This window comes from Micromonospora sp. BL1, assembly GCF_003667485.1.
GTDB lineage: Bacteria > Actinomycetota > Actinomycetes > Mycobacteriales > Micromonosporaceae > Micromonospora > Micromonospora tulbaghiae.
Map to the genome: position 1 here is coordinate 1 of NZ_RCVK01000015.1, position 425 is coordinate 425.

The 425-nt window shown below is 67.1% G+C and carries 1 protein-coding gene; it reads right to left on the bottom strand.

Features of this window, described 5'->3' with window-relative positions; translation table 11 throughout:
- The coding region (locus tag EAD96_RS00045) for a hypothetical protein (RefSeq protein WP_199733013.1) at positions 1–398 on the bottom strand (398 nt) is incomplete at its 3' end.
- Positions 399–425 lie beyond the last annotated feature (27 nt).

A 425-nucleotide genomic window follows, 5' to 3' on the forward strand; every position in this document is an offset into this window, starting at 1 on the left:
GATGAGCGCATCTGCGACGCGTCGATCTGGTAGTGGACCTGGACTCGGCCGCCGCGCAGGATCAGGCGCAGCGTCCCGGTCGGGGCGACGGTCGTGGACGGCGGGATTTTGACCATCTTGCGGGGTTCGAGGCCGGGAATTGCCAGCCACAGCCGGCCTCGCCCGTCAACGAGGGCGTTGTAGTTGTCGGCGCGTACCACGATCTGATCGTGCGTGCGGTTGTGGCCACGCTTCCAGTGCTTGCGCATCGGCCGAGACAGGAACGGATCGTCAGCCCATTGGTCGGCCTTCAGCGCGGTGAACAGTCGCTTGCGCTCGGCCGGATCGCTCGTGCGTCGGATGATCGCCCGCCTGACGTCGACCTTGGCCGCCTCCAGGTTCGCGGCGATGTCGGCCATGACGTCGCGGACGGTTTCCTTCCACGC